12 protein-coding genes are annotated in these 18,877 nt (G+C 30.3%); 10 read left to right on the top strand and 2 right to left on the bottom strand.

Annotated elements, in window-relative coordinates; all coding sequences use genetic code 11:
- Nucleotides 1-9 precede the first annotated feature (9 nt).
- The 4 genes from GFV00_RS05020 (at nucleotide 10) to GFV00_RS05005 (ending at nucleotide 7,756) form a co-directional block, all read left to right on the top strand.
- Nucleotides 10-4,317, top strand: coding sequence for a CusA/CzcA family heavy metal efflux RND transporter (locus GFV00_RS05020; protein ID WP_160556979.1), 4,308 nt, complete (start codon nucleotides 10-12; stop codon nucleotides 4,315-4,317).
- 10 nt (nucleotides 4,318-4,327) lie between these two features.
- Nucleotides 4,328-5,470, top strand: coding sequence for an efflux RND transporter periplasmic adaptor subunit (locus GFV00_RS05015; protein ID WP_160556980.1), 1,143 nt, complete (start codon nucleotides 4,328-4,330; stop codon nucleotides 5,468-5,470).
- A 248-nt stretch (nucleotides 5,471-5,718) separates the two neighbouring features.
- Nucleotides 5,719-6,975 carry a putative DNA modification/repair radical SAM protein gene (locus GFV00_RS05010; protein ID WP_160556981.1) on the top strand — a complete coding sequence of 419 codons (1,257 nt, stop codon included), beginning with the start codon at nucleotides 5,719-5,721 and terminating at the stop codon, nucleotides 6,973-6,975.
- A gap of 16 nt (nucleotides 6,976-6,991) precedes the next feature.
- On the top strand, nucleotides 6,992-7,756 hold the full coding sequence (locus tag GFV00_RS05005; protein WP_160556982.1) for a TIGR03915 family putative DNA repair protein: 765 nt from the start codon (nucleotides 6,992-6,994) through the stop codon (nucleotides 7,754-7,756).
- A gap of 324 nt (nucleotides 7,757-8,080) precedes the next feature.
- Here the strand turns inward: GFV00_RS05005 and GFV00_RS05000 are convergent, their stop codons facing one another.
- A complete protein-coding gene (locus GFV00_RS05000) occupies nucleotides 8,081-10,558 on the bottom strand; it encodes a TonB-dependent siderophore receptor (RefSeq protein ID WP_160556983.1) in 2,478 nt (825 codons plus the stop codon).
- 244 nt (nucleotides 10,559-10,802) lie between these two features.
- Between GFV00_RS05000 and GFV00_RS04995 the strand changes: the two genes are divergently transcribed.
- The 6 genes from GFV00_RS04995 to GFV00_RS04970 all read left to right on the top strand — a co-directional run bounded on the left by GFV00_RS04995 (nucleotide 10,803) and on the right by GFV00_RS04970 (nucleotide 17,596).
- The gene (locus GFV00_RS04995; protein WP_160556984.1) at nucleotides 10,803-11,168 is read left to right on the top strand and encodes an NADH-quinone oxidoreductase subunit A; all 366 of its coding nucleotides are present in this window, start codon (nucleotides 10,803-10,805) and stop codon (nucleotides 11,166-11,168) included.
- A gap of 38 nt (nucleotides 11,169-11,206) precedes the next feature.
- Entirely contained in the window at nucleotides 11,207-11,755 is a 549-nt protein-coding gene (locus GFV00_RS04990) for an NADH-quinone oxidoreductase subunit B (RefSeq protein WP_055424507.1), read from the top strand.
- Between the two features lie 17 nt (nucleotides 11,756-11,772).
- The gene (locus tag GFV00_RS04985; RefSeq protein ID WP_160557297.1) at nucleotides 11,773-12,267 is read left to right on the top strand and encodes an NADH-quinone oxidoreductase subunit C; all 495 of its coding nucleotides are present in this window, start codon (nucleotides 11,773-11,775) and stop codon (nucleotides 12,265-12,267) included.
- A 30-nt stretch (nucleotides 12,268-12,297) separates the two neighbouring features.
- Complete coding sequence (locus GFV00_RS04980) at nucleotides 12,298-13,542, top strand: NADH-quinone oxidoreductase subunit D (RefSeq protein ID WP_160541763.1); 1,245 nt, start codon at nucleotides 12,298-12,300, stop codon at nucleotides 13,540-13,542.
- Between the two features lie 272 nt (nucleotides 13,543-13,814).
- A complete protein-coding gene (locus GFV00_RS09700; protein ID WP_221411011.1) occupies nucleotides 13,815-15,224 on the top strand; it encodes a DUF6056 family protein in 1,410 nt (469 codons plus the stop codon).
- 326 nt (nucleotides 15,225-15,550) lie between these two features.
- Nucleotides 15,551-17,596 (top strand): S9 family peptidase, encoded by a 2,046-nt coding sequence (locus GFV00_RS04970; protein ID WP_160556986.1) that lies wholly within the window; start codon nucleotides 15,551-15,553, stop codon nucleotides 17,594-17,596.
- Between the two features lie 197 nt (nucleotides 17,597-17,793).
- Here GFV00_RS04970 and GFV00_RS04965 read toward each other — a convergent pair whose 3' ends face one another.
- Complete coding sequence (locus GFV00_RS04965) at nucleotides 17,794-18,771, bottom strand: polyprenyl synthetase family protein (protein ID WP_160556987.1); 978 nt, start codon at nucleotides 18,769-18,771, stop codon at nucleotides 17,794-17,796.
- Between the last annotated feature and the right edge of the window lie 106 nt (nucleotides 18,772-18,877).

Below are 18,877 nucleotides of genomic sequence, written 5' to 3'. Positions count from 1 at the left end.
ATTTTAATCATGTTTCAAACCATAATTGATTTATCAATAAAATATAAATTATTGGTTGCATTGGGAGTAGTAGCATTAATGGTATGGGGACTTTATTCTCTTAAAAATATACCCATAGATGCTACTCCTGACATAACCAATAATCAAGTGCAGGTAGTAACTACCTCACCTACCTTAGCTCCACAAGAAGTGGAACAATTATTAACCATACCTCTTGAATCAGAATTAAGAAATATCCCCGGAGCTATAGAAGTACGATCTATTTCAAGATTTGGTTTATCCATAATTACCGTTGTATTTAAAGAAGACATTCCCATAATACAAGCCAGACAGCTGGTTAAAGAACAAATAGATATCGCTATAAGTGAAATTCCCGATGGAATAGGAGAACCGCAATTAATGCCTATTACTACAGGATTAGGAGAAATTTGCCAATATATAATTAAAGTTAATCCCGGATATGAATCTACTTATAATCTTGAAGAATTAAGGACTATTCAAGAGTGGATAATTAAAAAGCAACTCAACGGAATCGAAGGAATAATAGAAATCTCAAGTTTTGGAGGAAAAGTTAAAGAATATGAAGTAGCTATAGATCCTATCTTATTACAAAGTTATAACATCACTTTAGAAGAAGTTAATAATGCACTAGAGAAAAATAATCAAAATTCCGGATCCGGTTACATTCAACAAAAACATAATTTGTTCTACATACGAACAGAAGGAAGGCTAAAAAATTTTCAAGATATTGAAAATACGGTTATAACAGTAAAAGATCAAGTACCCATAAAAATTTCAGATATAGCGATAATAAAATATGCTTCTGCTCAAAGATTTGGAGCTATGACAATGGATGGAAAGGGAGAAGTGGTTGGAGGAATCACGTTGATGTTAAAAGGAGAAAACTCTTATAAAACAGTTAACAAGGTAAAAGAAAGAATCAATCAAATTAAAAAAACATTACCTGAAGGCTTAGATCTTTATATTTATTTAGATAGAGCAAATCTTATAGAAAAGACTATTTCAACCGTTAAAAAAAATTTACTAGAAGGTGGAATAATAGTAATGTTAGTTGTAATTATCTTAATAGGCGATATAAGAGCGGGGCTAATAGTAGCATCCATTATTCCACTTTCATTATTATTTGCTCTGATACTGATGAATTTATTCGGAGTTTCAGCAAATTTACTTTCCTTAGGAGCTATAGATTTTGGAATAGTTGTAGACGGGGCAATTATAATTATAGAATCGGTCATTTCAGTTTTACATGCAAACTATTTAGGAAAAAAGCTTACTCAAAAAGAATTAGATAACGTAGTATCTAAAACAGCAGGAGAAATATATAAATCAGCAGCTTTCGGAATCCTTATTATCATTTTAGTGTTTATTCCCATTATGACTTTACAGGGAATAGAGGGTAAAATGTTTAGGCCCATGGCCTTCACTGTTAGTTTTGCTATAATTGGAGCTTTTATATTATCATTAACCTATGTGCCTGTATTGTCAACATTTGTCCTTAAAAAAAATATTGAAAACAAAGTAACCTTCGCAGATAAAATCATGAATAAATTAAAATCAATTTATTTGCCTGTTTTAGAAAAAGTGTTGCAAATACCCTATATTCTTATAGGTAGCATTTTTGTAATCTGGCTTTTTTTTCTCTTTGTTTTTTCCAATATGGGAGCCGAATTTGTTCCCACCTTACAAGAAGGAAATATAGCGATGCAAATGAGCATACAGCCCGGAAGTTCATTAGAAGAGAGTATACGCACTACTTCAAAAGTTGAAAAGATAATTAAAGACAATTTTCCGGAGGTAGTACATGTAATTTCAAAAATAGGAACTGCTGAAATACCAACGGATCCAATGGGTATAGAAGATTCAGATATCATGATTGTTTTAAAAGAAAAAAATCAGTGGGTTTCAGCCAAAACACAAGATGAATTAGTGGAAAAAATAAAAGAAAAGCTGTCGATAATATTAGGAGCTTCTTTTGAATTTTCTCAACCAATACAATTAAGATTTAATGAGCTTATGACAGGAGCAAAATCAGATATAGTAATTAAAATTTATGGAGAGGATGCAAGAGAATTAAAAAAGGTAGCAGATCAAACGGCTCAGATTATAAATAAAATAGAAGGAGCAGCCGATGTAAAAGTAGAACAAACCGAAGGGCTAAAACAAATGAAAATAAATTATGATAGAAATAAATTAGCACAATATGGATTGGATATAACTACCTTAAATGAAGTTATCCGATCTTGGATAGCAGGAGTAAAATCAGGGGTTATAATGGAAGGAGAACGGCGTTTTGATTTAGTAATGCGACTGGATGAAAAATATAGAAGAGATTTAAATTTAGATCAATTACCAATACGTACGGCTACCCAAAATTTAATTCCCGTTTCCGAAGTGGCAACCGTGAATTATGAATCCGGACCAATGATGATTTCAAGGGAACAAGCGCAAAGAAAAATTAGTATAGGAGTAAATGTGCGTAATTCCGATATAAATTCCCTGGTACAAAAAATTCAATCAAGAGTAGAAGAAAACATCAAATTACCACCGGGATATTCTATTGAATATGGTGGAGCATTTAAAAATTTACAAGAAGCAACTTCGAGATTGAGCATTGCAGTTCCCATAGCTTTAGTAATCATACTTATATTATTGTATACAACCTTTAAAAGCTTTAAAGATGCAATATTAATTTTTACATCCGTACCCCTGGCTTCCATAGGAGGAATTATAGCTTTATGGATACGTGAATTGCCGTTCAGCATTTCAGCAGGAATAGGTTTTATCGCCCTTTTTGGAGTTGCTGTTTTAAATGGAATCGTGTTAGTAAGTGAATTAAATAGACTGAAAAATTCAGGCAACTATATTTCTCTAAAAGAAATAATTAAAAAAGGAGGACTAAACCGTCTGCGTCCGGTGGTTATAACGGCAATGGTTGCAACCTTAGGCTTTATTCCAATGGCTATGTCAACATCAAACGGAGCAGAGGTACAGAGACCTTTGGCTACTGTAGTTATTGGAGGACTGGTTACCTCAACTTTATTAACCTTACTCGTTATTCCGGCTTTATATTATGTTTTTGAAAATAAAAATTTTCAAAAGAATATAAATGTAAAAAAGATGCTAATCATAGTAATTTTTTTAGGCAGTATTGGCTCAGTGAGTGCTCAAAAAAAAGTTTCTCTTTCCTACCTTGTAGAAAGAGCTTATAAAGAAAATAGAGAGCTTAAATCTAGTCAATTGCAAATACAGAAAGAAAAGATTGAAAAAAAATATGCCTATACAATCAATTCTACTTCAATGACTATCGGTTTTGGACAATTTAACAATAAAGATGCTGATTATCAATGGGAAGTGTCACAAGATTTAGGAAATCTATTTTCACAAACTAAAAAAAAGAGCCTCATTGATAGCCGGTTAGAATGGTTAACGGCTAAATCTAACTTACAAAAACATATAATAACCTATCAATTAGAACAATTATATAATAAATGGATTTATATCTTAGAAAAGAATAATTTATTTACCCGAATAGATTCCATATATAGAGAAGGATTAAAGAAAGCTGAATTAAAATATGTAAAAGGAGAGACGGATTATATGGAAAAACAATTTTTTAAGGTAGAATTAGAACAAGTAATTCAGCAAAAAACTATAAATGAGCAAGAAAATATGGAAGTTGAAAATAAGATATATTCATTATGTGGAATAAGTGCTGATGAAAATATAGTACCTCTTGAATCATTTAAAAAATTAGAAAAAAATCCCTTGACGGATAGTTTGAATAATCTATACTTGGATGAATTAGATAAAGAGCTGCATGTTAATAACAAAACATTGATTCTGGAAAAAGCCAAAAAATTACCTGAATTTTCAATTGGCGGATTAATGCAAAGCATTGAACACAAAACCAGTTATTTTGCGGGTGTGGTTAATATAAGCATTCCCTTATTTAACAATGTTTATAAAAAAATTAAAGAACAGACTCTTCTTGAAAATAACAATGTTGAATTTAAAAAAAAGGAGATAACACGAAATTTATATTTAAGAATCAGGCAATTAAAAAAGCAGCAAAAATATTTAGATAAGGAATTAAGCATATTTGGAACTTCACATTCAGAAGAACTACAAAAAATGATAAAAATAGCGACGATTAAATACCAATATGGTGAAATAGACTATTTGCAATATTGCAGTATATTAAAATCTTCTATAGATGCTCAAACCACCTATTTAGATTTATTAAACAACTACAATCAAACCTTAATTGAGCTAAACTATTTAACACAATCCAATTAATTTATCCATCATGAAAATAATAACTCATATAATACTATTTTTTATTTCAATATTGCTTGGTTATTCCTGTTCATCTAAAAATAAAGAAAACTCTATCGAAAAAGAATCCCGTGTACATTCAGGAATTATCTTGAGCGAAGAACAGATTAAAACCAATGATATAAAATTCGGTAATGCAGAATTACGTCCCATTGAATCCAAAATTATGGTTACCGGCGTAATACATGCCTTGCCTCAAAATAAGGCATCTATACATAGTAAAGTAGATGGATTTATTGGAAAAATAAACTTCATAACCGGAGATTTCGTTGATAAGGGGCAAGAATTGGCAACGGTAAATAACCCTTCATTTATCTCTTTACAAAAACAATTTTTAGAAAGTTATTATACAATGAACTTGGCATATAAGGATTATCAGCGAAAAAATGCCCTATTAGAAAGTGATGCAATTAGCAGAAAATCGTTTGAACAATCTTTAGCAACATATCAAGTTTCAACTGCAGAATATGAAAGTCTGAAATCTGAATTACAATTACTGGGATTTTCTCCTGCTACTATAATTAAAACAGGAAAAATTAATCCGGAATTAAAAATTATAAGTCCTTTAAGCGGATTTATTCAAGCAAAGGAAATTTCTCCCGGTAAACAAATCACTACCACAGAAGAATTATTCTTAATAATAAATCAGGAAAAACTACATGTAGAATTAAATGTTCCCGCAAAATATGCTTCAACCCTCTTTGTAGGACATAAAATTGAATTCACATTGCCTGAAATTTCAGATACCTTACAAGGAACTATTCACATCATAGGAAAAGTAACAAGTACCGAAAACAACACCATACAGGTTCATGCAGATATTCAAACAAAACTGCCTGACACAAATTTCTATGAAAATCGATTTGTAAATGCATATATAATTAATAAAAGTAAAGAAGTGCTAACTGTACCTAAAGAGGCAGTATATGAAGAAGAAGGTAAAAATTATGTATTTATTAGAAAAAATAATCAAATAGAACAAAAAGAAGTACTAATTGGAAATTCAAATAATAATTTTGTGGAAGTGACTAATTTAGATCCTCATCAAGAACTTGTAATTTCAGGGGTTTATTATCTACAATCAGGAGAAATGGAATCCGGACATAATCACTGATTAAAAAATTACTAAACTTATTGAATAAATAATAAAAATCAGTCATTTGGTTATGGAAAGTTAATAAACACAACTTGGCATAATTAAATGATCAATAACATCCAATTATGAAAATAGTTTTTTTTAATGGCTAAATTTAAAAAAACTAAATAAAAAATTTATCTTAAGTAGTTGTTAATTAAATATTTAAGTTTCTTTTATGATTTAATATTTCCTTAAAAATAGCAGTATTTGTAATTTTGTTATATATGAATGAACAAATTATCAATAAACTCGCAACTTTAGCAGAATCAGCTAAATATGATGTTTCTTGTTCCTCAAGTGGAGTTGGAAGAAAGAGTAAAGTCGGAGGTATAGGCTCAACTTCATCTTCAGGAATTTGTCATACATTTACTGAAGATGGAAGATGTGTATCCTTATTAAAAATTATGATGACCAATTATTGCATGTACGATTGTGCCTACTGTATTAGTCGTAAAAGCAATGATATAAAAAGAGCCTCGTTTAGCGTTAAGGAATTGGTGGAATTAACCTTAGAATTTTATAAAAGGAATTACATAGAAGGCTTATTCTTAAGTTCAGGAGTGGTTAAAAGTCCGGATCATACAATGGAAAGAATGGTGCGGGTAATTAAAGAACTCCGAACGGTTCATAAATACAATGGATATATCCATATGAAAAGCATCCCTGGCGCCAGTAAAGAGTTAGTTACACAAGCCGGATTATATGCAGACAGGCTCAGCGTAAATATTGAAATACCTACAGAAAAAAATCTCAAATTTTTAGCTCCCGAAAAAGACCATAAAAGTGTCTTTGCACCTATGAAGTACATTCAAAACGGGGTATTAGAATATAAAGAAGAAAAGAAAAAATATAAATCTATTCCTAAATTCACCCCTGCCGGGCAGAGTACACAAATGATTATCGGAGCAACTAATGAAACCGATCAGGATATATTGAAAGTTTCTTCACTTTTATATATGCAATCAAGCATGAGAAGAGTGTATTATTCGGGATTCATACCGGTCAATCCTCATGATAACAGACTTCCTGCTTTACAACAAGCACCTCTAGTAAGAGAAAATCGATTATATCAGGCAGATTGGTTAATGAGATTTTATCATTTCACGGCTGATGAAATAATTGATGATACAAACCCAAACCTTGATTTGGAAGTAGATCCCAAATTATCCTGGGCTCTTCGACATCCCGAAATGTTTCCTGTTGATGTAAATACAGCAGAATACAGGCAAATAGTACGAGTGCCCGGCATCGGAATTAAATCGGCTAAATTGATTATAGCCTCCCGTAAATTTGGTAAATTAGATAGGTATCAATTAAAAAAAATAGGTGTTATCATAAAAAGAGCCCAATATTTTATTACCTGTAGAGATTCGTCAGGAACAACAATTAATGAAATAAAGCCTGAATTTCTAAAAAAAATACTTGTAAACAAAAAACATACATCCCAAAACACCAATCAAATATCTTTGATTTTCCCTTAAAAAAGCTATTAAAATTATGATAGTATTCTCTTATGATAAATCGTTGGATGGGCTTTTATGTGTAATTTATGAAGCATACGAAAGAAAAATTTGTCCTGAACTATTAATTCAATCGGGAGAAATACTCCCGTTGTTCGTTGATCAATTACTTGAAATACAAACACGAGATGAAATTGTTAGTAAAACTTGGGCATATTTAGAGAAAAAGATGTCTAAAGAATCTCTCAATATGATGCAAGCAGTTTGGTTATCAGAACAAGATGATAGAGATTGGCTATTATATAAATTTATTAAAAAAGCCATTGATACAAAATTTACAGGGCATACTGATTTTGGGGATGATGACATTATTAACATTCATAATTTGGCTAAAAAAGTTTACAAAGAAGGCTATAATTGGAAACAATTTGTAAGATTTAAAAAGTCGAAAGACGGAATTTATTTTGCTCCCGTATATCCAATTTATAATAGTTTACCATTGGCGATTCCTCATTTTAAAGATCGATTTTCTTCACAGTCTTGGATTATTTATGATTTAAACCGCAATTATGGATTTTATTATGATGGAAAAGTAGTGATTGAAATGACTTTGGAAAGCGATAATGAATATTTTAATTCAGAACAACCCAACGAAAAATTATTAGATTCAAAAGAAATTTTATTTCAAGAATCGTGGAAAAAATACTTTCAAGCTTTATCTATAAAAGAGAGAATTAATTTGAATCTACAAAAACAACATATGCCTAAAAGGTATTGGAAATATCTCACAGAAATGCAATAAATATAAAAAGGTATTTGAACTCTAATTTCTTAGGACATATATGAATTGAAAAAGAGAAAGTATTCTATTTTGAAGAATAACTCATATATTCAATTTCGTTTCAAAAAATGTAAACAAGTTTTTAAGACAGATGAAAAATTACGTAATACATACGGAATTTTAAACCTGGCAAAAGTGGTATAAGTCATAAGTTAATTTTCAAAAATTATCAATCCTATTTATATCATATTGAATTATTAAGAAATAAAAATCTTTTATAAATAAAAAACTACCTGCAAAGCAGGTAGTTTTTATAGTGTAATTAAAAATTATTTTATGAAAAAATTAGAAATTATATGAAAGTTGAAGTTTAAAATTTCTAGGATCGATTTGATTAATATAACCTCCTCTATAATATGAAGTATAACCAATTTTATCGAATATATTATTAAAGAAGAATTTCAAACCAACTTTTTTATACGTATATCCCAATTGAGCATTAACAGTTGTATAATCCGGCATGTTGAAAGGTTTAATGCCCGGTGTTGAACCGTGTCCATCTGCTCTTAAGTTTGAACTGTAGTCATTAATTGGGCGATCTCCCACATAATAAACACCTACACCCAAAACAAGATTTTTTAATGTTCCTCGATTAAATAAATATTGTACCCATCCGTTAGCGGTAGAATATGGAGCATTCATTGGTCTGGAACCGTTTACATAAGCAACACTGTTTTTATATTGAACATCCGAATAAGAATATCCTAAAATTACTTGTAAATTTTCTAAAATATGCCCGTTTGCCTCAATTTCAATACCGTTTCTACGTAAATCACCAGCTTTAGAGTAAAAGCCTGTTCCCACTCCATTTTCGTATATCTGATATGAAATATCATTATTTTTAATAAAGTAATAGGTTACATTGAAATCCAATTTTTTATTAAACCAATCAGATTTAACTCCAACTTCAAATTGGTTGGTAACTGAAGATCCGATAGTCCCTCCATCTTTGGTAGGATTACTTGCTGAACGCAAATTGGTTGTAGTAGCATAATTACCAAAAAGACTTATATTTTTTACCGGACTAACCATGATTCCTACAAAAGGATCCCATGCTTCATTAGCAGCTCCTATATTGGGTTTTTTAGCATCTTGACTAAAACGTAATCCAACATTGGCTCTTATATATTCATTAATTTCAACAGCATCTTGAATCATAATACCATAAACTTCAGATTCGCTGGAGCTGGTAGAAGCTATGGCATCAAAAGATGATTTATTGATTCCCTTAGGTAATACATTAGGTATTTTGTCAAATATATTAATAACATCTACTTCAATGGATCTGTCAATAAGAGGCAAACCGGTTTTTGGATCTAACATAACTTTACCGTCTTTATCTTTTCTGTATTTTCCGTGAGTGGTAGAATTCGTATTATTGATCTTATAATCAAATCCTGTCTGAAAAGTATGTTTTACCTTACCGGTATATAAATTTTTTCCAATTAAATCAATCTGAATCACTTTGTTTTTATCTTCACTTTCAGACCAAGTTAGATTTCTTGTACGTCTTAAAAAATCCGAAACTTTTTTACCGGTAGCTTTATCAGTAAAAGTATAAGGACTAGCTAAAGAACCTAATCCATAAGTTTCTTCGTTATTTATTGATGCCGCATATAAGGCACGTAGACTTAATACTTCATTTAATTTTCGTACAATTTTGGCGCTATAGGTAGTAGTCCTAGTATTTTGATTATCCGTTGTCCAACCATAAAATTTATGGGTAGTATCTAATAAATTATTTTTATCGGCATCAGTTGAATTTACAGTACCTCTGTCTGGAGTTATATTGTTATTGATATAATCCATTTCTAAAGTAACAGTCGTTCTATCATCCGGTCTCCATTCAAAAGAAGGATTTATATAAACTCTATTATTGTCAACTCTTGGTTTATAGCTGTCCGCTCTTTGATATGCACCATTTAAACGAAATGCAGCAGTACCTTTTTTGTCCAAAATGGTTTGATAATCAAAAGTTGGTCGAAATAACCCCCAGCTTCCGGTTTCAATAGCAACATTTCCTCCGGTTAAAAATAATGGTGTCTTGGTAACTACATTAATTACACCCCCCGGACTTCCTAATCCGTTACCAATACCTTGAGTTATAGCCGCTGATCCACGTAAAACTTGAATGCTTGATACCCCTTGCATATCTGTCAACAAAGACGCAGAACGAAAATCAGAATCAACCTGAACTCCGTTTTTCAACACAGGAGTTCCACGATATCCTCTGATAGACATACTTTCCGAAGAGCCTCCATAAGTACCGAATAAGTTAACCCCCGGAACATTTCTAACTGCATCGGTTATAGTAAGAGCACCCTGTTCGTTAATAATTTCACTGGAAATTACGGAGATATTTTGTGGTAATTCTCTCGGAGCAACCGGTAAACGAGTTATCATGTCTAAACCATGTATTTGTTTAGTTCCGTATATGGTAACATCATCAATATCTCCCTTACCGTATAATGTTATATTAATTTCTTTTACCTCATCAGGATTGAGAATAACGGATTCGTTATAATCATTGAATTTAGGAGAAGAAATGGTAAATTTATGAAATCCATCACTTAATCCCGATATTTCAAAAAAACCGGTTTGATTGTCGATCTCAGAAATTTTTTCACCGTCAATGTAGAGAGTTGCTTTTTTTATCGGTTTATCTTCTACATCAAATAAATATCCTCTGATCCCTGATGTATATTGCGCTAATAGAAGCTGCCCTAAACATAAAAGAACAAAAGCTATGTATGTTTTTTTCATAATAATTTTTATTTTTAGGCAAATATAATTTTAATTTAGACCAATTACAAATAAAAAGAATGTTTTATATTATCTTTTTTTGTAAACAGTTAAAATATAACAAGATATGTGTTTTTTTAGGTTTTTTTTAATATGAATAAAATAAGGACTAATTAGGTGATGTTTACAGGTTTAAATAGAGATCAACTCTAAAAAATATATTAACTTTGCAATCTAAATTAGAAAGTATAATAAATTAGAAAGGATGAGTTTACCTATAGATTATGTTCCGGTACTTATACAGGTTGCAGTTGCTTTGGGTTTCAGTGTGATAGCACTGGTCGGTTCAGCAATGTTAGGTTCGAGAGTACACGGTAAAGTTAAGGATGATACCTTTGAATGCGGGATTTCTTATGAAGGTGATGCCCGTTCGCCTTTTTCAGTTAAATATTTTTTAACAGCAATATTATTTGTACTATTTGATATTGAAATTATCTTCTTTTATCCTTATGCGTTGAATATCAGAGATTTTGGGGTTGAAGGCTTTTTAGCAGTATTAACCTTTATCTCGGTTTTTCTTTTAGGATTCGTATATGTAGTTAAAAAAGGAGCATTAGACTGGGAAAAATAGGAATAAAATATCTATTTTAAATATTTTTTAAAAAAGACATGGCAGAAAAAAAAGTTAAGATTGTTGATGCTCCTGAAGGAGTAAGTGGGCCCGGATATTTTGCCGGAAGTTTTGATAAAATTATAGGATTGGCAAGGTCATATTCTTTATGGCCGTTACCGTTTGCTACCTCTTGTTGTGGAATTGAGTTTATGGCTATACAAGCTGCCAATTATGATTTATCGCGTTTTGGAGCAGAAAACATGTGTTTTTCGCCAAGACAGGCAGACCTTTTAATGGTTTGCGGAACGATATCCAAAAAATTAGCTCCGGTTTTAAAACGTGTATACACTCAAATGGCAGAACCTAAATGGGTAATGGCTGTTGGAGCTTGTGCTTCCAGCGGTGGAATTTTTGATACCTATTCTGTATTGCAAGGAATAGATAAAGTTATACCTGTTGATGTATACGTACCCGGTTGTCCTCCAAGACCCGAACAAATTATAGAAGGTTTTATGCAGATACAAGAAATAGCTAGAAATGAAAGCTTACGAAGAAGAGAATCTGCTGAATATAAAGAGTTGTTAAAATCCTATGAAATATCGTAATCATGGAAGGAAAAATTATAGATAATCAATTGGTATTGCAACTCATATCTGATGAGTTTGGTGATGGTATTATAAGGGCATACGAGCCGGATGGAATTTTAACCATTGAAATAAAAAAAGATATTGTACTTTCCTTACTAACATTTATTAAAAATCATGAGATAAAAATTGATTTTTTAACTGATGTGTGCGGAATACATTATCCCGATAATAAAGGATCGGAATTAGGAGTTATTTACCATCTTCATAGTTTCATAAACAACTTTAGAATACGAATTAAAGCATTCTTTTCTATTGAGAATCCTGAAATTGATTCGGTTACCTCAATTTATTCTGCAGCTAACTGGCAGGAAAGAGAGACTTTTGATTTTTACGGAATAGTATTTAAAGGACATCCTAATTTAACAAGGATTTTAAACAGGGATGATATGGACTATCATCCGCTTTTAAAACAATATACGCTGGAAGATACTACCCGTACGGATAAGAATGATGCCATGTTCGGCAGATAATTAGTAAATTATAAAAGTTAGAATTAAAAAATGTCTAAACAAAAAAATATAAGTGATTTGGTCGATTTATCCAATACGGTGGACAAATACATTGTGAAGGAACAAGTCGATGGAGAATTGCAAAAAATAAATTTAGGACCAACACACCCATCTACCCATGGTATTTTTGAAAATAAAATATTAATGGATGGGGAAAGGATTGTTTCAGCAAAATCAACCGTTGGATATATTCACCGTGCATTTGAAAAAATCTCTGAAAGAAGAACATATTCGCAAATAACCACCTTAACCGATAGACTTAATTATTGCTCTTCTCCCATAAATAATATGGGATGGCATATGACCATGGAAAAATTTTTGGGCGTGAAAGTATCCAAAAAGATTGATTATATGCGTATCATTATTATGGAGTTGGCAAGAATTGCGGACCATTTGGTTTGCGATTCAGTAATGGGAGTTGATACAGGTGCTTTAACCGGATTTACTTATGTATTTCAGGATAGAGAAAAGATATATGACCTCTATGAACAGGTTTGCGGAGCTCGAATGACAACCAATATTGGAAGAATTGGAGGGTTTGAACGAGATTTCAGTCCTAAATTCCATCAATTAATTAAAGAATTTATTGCAGAATTTCCAAAAAGATTGGAAGAATTTGCTAAATTATTGGAAAGAAATCGAATCTTTATGGACCGTACGATCGGGGTAGGAGGTATTTCAGCTGAAAGAGCTTTGAATTATGGATTTACCGGTCCGAACTTACGTGCAGCAGGGGTAGATTATGATGTGAGAGTCATGAGCCCATATTCTTCTTATGATGACTTTGATTTTATTATTCCTATTGGGACTTCAGGAGATGCTTACGATCGTTTTATGGTTCGTTTGCAAGAAATGAGGGAAAGTTTCAAATTGGTTAAAAATGCTTATGAAAATTTACCTGAAGGTAATTATCATGTAGAGGTTCCCGAATATTATCTACCGGATAAGCCTGATGTTTATACCAGTATGGAAGCTCTTATCTATCATTTTAAAATTATCATGGGAGAAACAGATATTCCAACCGGTGAAGTTTTTCATTCAGTTGAAGGAGGAAATGGTGAATTAGGATTTTATATGGTTAGTGACGGAGGAAGAAGTCCTTATAGATTACATTTTAGAAGACCTTGCTTTATTTATTATCAAGCCTATCCGGAATTAATCAAAGACCAAATGCTGTCTGATGCTATTATTACGTTAGGAAGTTTAAACGTGATTGCAGGTGAACTTGATGCATAAAGAGTTTACATAACACAAAATTAAACTAATATAAATTATTGAAACTCTCATTTTTGAGAGTTTTTTTATGTAATTATACTAATATAATAATATTTAAAATTTATTTGTAGACGATTTGTAAAAATAATTATAAAATAGTAATATTTTTAAAATTTTATATTTTTCAAATAATTATAAAAAATATATGGTTTAATATATAAGATAGAGAAATAAGAGAGTTAGAGTAAAATTTAATATTTTTGTTAGATAAATATTTTGTAAGTAAAACAAATATGAAAATTTCTATCTACTCAAATTTTTTTAATTGGAGCATAATAATCTTATTTATAGCATCGCTTATCCCTCTTTTAATATTAAGTTTCTATACAGAACCAATTCTCGATGATTATGTATATGCGTTAAAGCTAAGACATAAAAGTTTTTTAGAGGTACAAATTAATGATTATATGAATTGGGGGAGTAGATATACCTCTACTGGTTTACTTATTACTGATCCAATTTATTTTGGATGGTTTGATGGATATCGTATTATTTCTTTTTTAATGATATTTCTTTTTGTTATCGGTTCTTATTTCATGTTTTATCAAATTACACTAAATAAAAAATTTACTTTAATTTTATTATCTACTTTTTGTTTTACTTATTTTTTTATGTTGCCAGAAATTACCTCTGCATTCTATTGGTTAGCAGGTTCAGCAACATATCATTTGGGTAATATTTTATCTTTATTTTTTATTGGAATTATATTAAAACTTTATAGAAATCATAGTTTAATTTACAAAATATTATCATTTTTACTAATATTTTTAATCATTGGATGTAATGAAATTTCCATGATATATTTAGATATTTTTATATTTTTATTAATTTCATGTAGTTATTACAATAGTAAAAAAATTAATACATTTTATTTAAGTTTACTAATATTCGCTGGGATTTTAACCATGTATATTTTGGTATCTCCAGGAAACAAATTCAGATCTTCAACTACTGCTCAATATCATTTGTCTTTAGTTAATTGTATAATAAGCATGTTATGGAAGACTACTGTAATAATTATAAGATATTTTATAATAGTATTTTCAATTCATCTATTAGTGCTTTATAATTTAAGAAATTGGCTTAAAAATATTGATCTACCTTTTTTAAAATTTTCAAATATATTTTATATTATTACCTTTTTGATATTTATGTTTTTAGGTTCTTTTCCTAGTTTATGGTCGGTAGGATTTTTTCCGCCGTTACGAACCGTAAATGTGATTTTCTTTGCTATGAATATATTGTCTATGATCATTGCCTATAAAATTGTAACCTTACCTTTTTTTAATACCATCAAATTTTCACCTTATACCTTATTAGCAATTTTATTATTAATAGTCTTTAGTTACACATTTACTATACGAGATAAGAATATTTATAATTTTTCAAATAATCTTTATAATTCATATAAGGATGTATTAACTGGAAATATGATAAAGTATAAAGAAGAGATGAAAGAAAGATACAATACCATTCGTAATTCTAAAAAAGATACTGTTTATGTTAAACCAATTAAAAATATACCTAAAACAATTTTAAGAAGTGATCTTAAAGAAACAAACAACCACTTTTACAATCAAAATATGGCCATTTTTTTTGGTAAAAAAGCTATAATATTACGAAGATCTAATGCTGATAATTAATAATTTGACATTAAAATAGTATTTAAACGGCAATTCTAAAGGGTAATAAGATAATATTACTAATAGGTTTTATTTTTGTGAATATTCCTAAAATATATTATAAAAATTCCATAATTAAATCAATCATTATACTACAATTTAAATGTATTAAGTTTAGAACAAATCTCTGGACTAATAAGATAATTTAATTATTAAAATATTAACAATTACTTACGAATATAATAGATCTATTTCAATTAAAAAAACGCTTTTAAAGAAAAAGACTAATATAATTGATTTTCTATAGTATTACCCTTATTTTTGATGTTTATATAAATAAAGTATCTATGAAGGCACCGGTAGCAAAAAAAATTCCTAAAAAATTAATTACCCATAACGATATTCGAATTGATAATTATTATTGGCTTAATGATAGAGAAAACCCTGAAGTAATAAAATATTTGGAGGAAGAAAATGCTTATACAAAAGAGCAGATGAAATCTACCGATATATTGCAAAAAAAATTATTTGAGGAAATGAAGTCCAGGATAAAAGAAGATGATGAGTCCGTTCCCTATAAATTCAATCAATATTGGTACATCACCAAATACATAAAAGGAGGAGAATATCCTCTCTATATAAGAAAAAAAGACTCTTTAGAAGCCAAAGAAGAAATTATGTTTGATGTCAATGAGATGGCCAAAGGACATAAATTTTACCAAATTGGGAGTGTTAGCGTTAGTCCGGATAATACCATGGCTTGTTATTCAGTTGATACAGTGAGTCGAAGAATATATACCATTCAAATAAAAAATTTGGTAACCGGCAAAATACTTTCCGATGAATTAAAAGATACCACAGGAAATGTAGTATGGGCCAATGATAACCGAACCATTTTTTATTCCGTACAAGACCCTAAAACTTTACGTTCATCTAAAATATATAAACATATTTTAGGAACTTCTCAAGAGGAAGACCTTTTGGTCTTTGAAGAACATGACGAAACATTTAATGTCTATGTAACCAAAACTAAATCCTTACAATATATTGTAATAGCCTCCGGAAGTACCTTAACAGATGAATATAGATTTATTCCTGCCGATCATCCCGAAGCTGAATGGAAAATATTTCAAGAAAGGATTAGGGGAGTGGAATATTCCTTTGATCATTATGAAGGATTTTTTTATATTCTTACGAACAAAGACGGGGCAACTAATTTTAAATTAATGAAGACCCCAATAACAGATACTTCAATTGAAAATTGGATTGAAGTAATACCACACAATAAGGAATTTTTATTGGAGGGGTTTGAACTATTCAAAAATTATTTAGTAACTGAAGAACGAGAAAGAGGGTTAACTCATATAAAAATTAAGAGTTGGGATAATTTAATTAATTATGAGATACCTTTCGAAGAAGAAGTTTATACAGTAGGAACTTCTGTAAACAGAGATTTCGATACGGATATTATCAGATATCGTTATACTTCAATGACCACCCCGTGGAGCGATATTGATTTTAATATGCGCACCAAAGAAAAAAAGGTTTTAAAAGAGCAAGAAGTTTTGGGTAATTTTAATAAAGATAACTATGTTACTAAAAGAATTTGGGCTCAAGCTCGAGACGGAGTACAAATCCCTTTATCTTTAGTAATGAAGAAAGACACTCAGCCATCTAAAAATACCCCTTTGTTATTATATGCTTATGGATCCTATGGATATTCAATGGATGCAACATTTAGCTCCATACGGTTATCCTTGTTAGATCGGGGCTTTATTTATGTAATTGCTCACGTGAGAGGTGGAGAAGATTTAGGAAGGCCTTGGTATGAAAATGGAAAAATGTTAAAAAAGAAAAACACATTTTACGATTTTATAGACTGTGCTGAATATTTAATCAAAAAAGAATATACATCGTCTAATCATTTATATGCCAATGGAGGTAGTGCCGGTGGATTATTAATAGGAGCAGTTATTAACTATGCCCCCAAACTATTTCATGGAGTAGTGGCAGATGTACCTTTTGTAGATGTAGTTACAACTATGTTAGATGACAGTATTCCTTTAACGACGGGAGAATACGATGAATGGGGTAATCCGAATCAACTAGAATACTATAATTATATGAAATCGTATTCACCCTATGATAATGTTGAAAATAAAGAATATCCCAATATGTTGGTAACAACCGGCTTACATGATTCTCAAGTACAATACTGGGAACCGGCCAAGTGGGTGGCTAAACTTAGGGATATGAAAACAGATTCTAACCTTTTATTACTTCAAACTAATGTGGATGCAGGGCATGGAGGATCTAGCGGACGTTTTGAATCCTTAAAAGAAGTAGCCTTGGAATATGCCTTTTATTTATATTTAGAAAATAAATTAAACTAGTAAATGACTTTAGGAAATTTGAAAAATGATTTAATTATTTTTTAAATTTCCTTACCTAATTCCAATATAATTTTTTATAGATATTTATATGTTGGCGCGTGGTAAATATAAGTTTACTTATAGGTAAAAAATAAATAATTTTTTGGATTTTACTAATATGAAAATAATTGCAAATTGAAGAAATAAGTCGAGGTAATTTAGTGTTTTCTTTCAATAACGTATTTAAGCATCAATTCCAATGAATCTCTATTTTTATTTTTTGGAAAATTAATTAAAATATCGAGCGCTTTTTGCTTATACTCATTCATCTTATCAATCGTATAATTAATCCCCCCATTTTCCTTTACAAATTTGATTATTTCAGCAACTCTTTTTTTATCTTTATTGTGATTTTTAATGGAATTTATCAACCATTTTTTATTTTCTTTACTTGCGTTGTTAAGCACATAAATTAATGGAAGCGTCATTTTTCTTTCTTGAATATCAATACCGACCGGTTTTCCGATTAAGTTAGTACTTGTATAATCAAACAAATCATCTTTTATTTGAAACGCAATTCCGGTATATTCTCCAAAAAGGCGAAGTTTTTCGGAATTTTCATCCGAAGCATAGGTAGAACGTGCCCCGGATTCACAACAGGCAGATATTAATACAGCCGTTTTTTGACGTATAATTTCGAAATAGACCTCTTCCGTAATATCAAGTTTTCTACTTTTTTCCAATTGCAGCAGTTCTCCCTCAGACATTTCTCGTATAGTTCTGGAAATAATAGATAATAAATCAAAATCTTGATTATCAGTAGCTAATAATACACTTTTTGATAGGAGATAATCGCCCACTAAAACAGCAATTTTATTTTTCCATAAAGCATTTATTGAAAAAAAACCTCGTCTCATGTAGCTTTCATCTACTACATCGTCATGAACAAGAGTGGCTGTATGGATAAGTTCGATCAATGAAGCAGCTCGATATGTTTTATCCGTTACAGTGCCGGTAAGCTTAGCAGTTAAAAAAACAAACATGGGACGCATTTGCTTACCTTTTCTTCTAACTATAAACTGGGTGATTCTATCCAATAAGGGAACTTTACTTTTCATGGATTCATAGAACCTTTTTTCGAAAAGCTTCATTTCATCTGCTATTGGGATTTTAATTTGTTCAGTAACTTTGGACATTAGGTTTCAAAAATAATCAAATTTTACATATTTTAATTTGAAATTTCCATTTTATTTTATAAAGAAGAGGTAAAAAGATAATTAAAATAAAGGTTATATACTAAAA

The sequence above is a fragment of the Apibacter sp. B3935 genome, assembly GCF_009827705.1.
In the GTDB taxonomy this organism is placed as follows: Bacteria; Bacteroidota; Bacteroidia; order Flavobacteriales; family Weeksellaceae; genus Apibacter.
Note: the sequence above shows the minus strand (reverse complement) of the source record. Positions and strands in the feature narration are given on the sequence as shown.